Below are 1,000 nucleotides of genomic sequence, written 5' to 3'. Positions count from 1 at the left end.
GAATAACTCCAACATGGCCAGGGTCGACTTAAAAATCGGCGGAGTGACGAAGGGTACATTCTACTTCGGCGGCAGCAATCCTGCGGTCTATACCCTAAACAATGTCAGCCATGGAACCGGAAATCAAGAGATTCAACTCGTTGTAACAGCCGATAACGGTACATGGGATGCTTACCTTGATTATTTGGAGATCACGTAAATCTCCAAAGTGGTGATAAACAAATTGAGTTTTTAATTTGAATTCTGATTACGAGGAGGTACTACTATTATGCTTAAAGGAAAACTAGTAAAAGGGGCAACGACCCTTGCGCTCTTCTGTACGTTGTTCTCCAGTCCGATTACGCCTATCGCAAGTGCTGCCGATGCCAACTGCCCGAACGGATACGTTGGCTTGACGTACGACGATGGCCCCAATCCCAGTAACACGACAAATCTGCTCAATGCGCTGAAGCAGTCCGGCTTGCGCGCTACGATGTTCAATCTCGGGCAAAACGCGCAGAGTTACCCGTCTTTGGTGCGAGACCAAGTGAGTGCTGGGATGTGGGTCGGTAACCATTCCTATACGCACCCACATATGACTACAATGAGCAGCGCACAGATGTCTTCGGAAATCACGCGGACACAGCAAGCGATCCAGTCGGCAACCGGAACCGCACCGAAGCTATTCCGTCCGCCGTACGGCGAGACAAACGCGACATTAAAGTCCGTCGAGAGCCAAAACGGTCTAACAGAAGTAATATGGAGCGTTGACTCCCAAGACTGGAACGGCGCCACTACCGCTCAGATCGTAGCCGCCGCGGGCAGAATGCAAAACGGCGACGTGATCCTGATGCATGACCAATACCAGACGACGATCCAAGCGATCCCGCAGATCGCGCAGAACCTCAAGAGCCGCGGACTGTGCCCCGGCATGATCTCGACCAGCACCGGTCGGGCGGTAGCGCCTGACGGCGGAGGTGGCGGCGGTACAACGAATCCTCCTGGCACCAGTACGAAAGTG

The 1,000-nt window shown here is 53.0% G+C and carries 2 protein-coding genes; both read left to right on the top strand.

The annotated features are described in order from the left end of the window. Window positions 1–199 (top strand): carbohydrate-binding protein (locus L3D05_RS26290; protein ID WP_500786050.1); only part of this gene is annotated, 199 nt, incomplete at its 5' end. 69 nt (window positions 200–268) lie between these two features. Then, window positions 269–1,000 (top strand): polysaccharide deacetylase family protein (locus L3D05_RS26285; protein ID WP_239619330.1); only part of this gene is annotated, 732 nt, incomplete at its 3' end.

This window comes from Cohnella mopanensis, from assembly GCF_022352055.1.
In the GTDB taxonomy this organism is placed as follows: domain Bacteria; phylum Bacillota; class Bacilli; order Paenibacillales; family Paenibacillaceae; genus Cohnella; species Cohnella mopanensis.
Note: the sequence above shows the minus strand (reverse complement) of the source record. Positions and strands in the feature narration are given on the sequence as shown.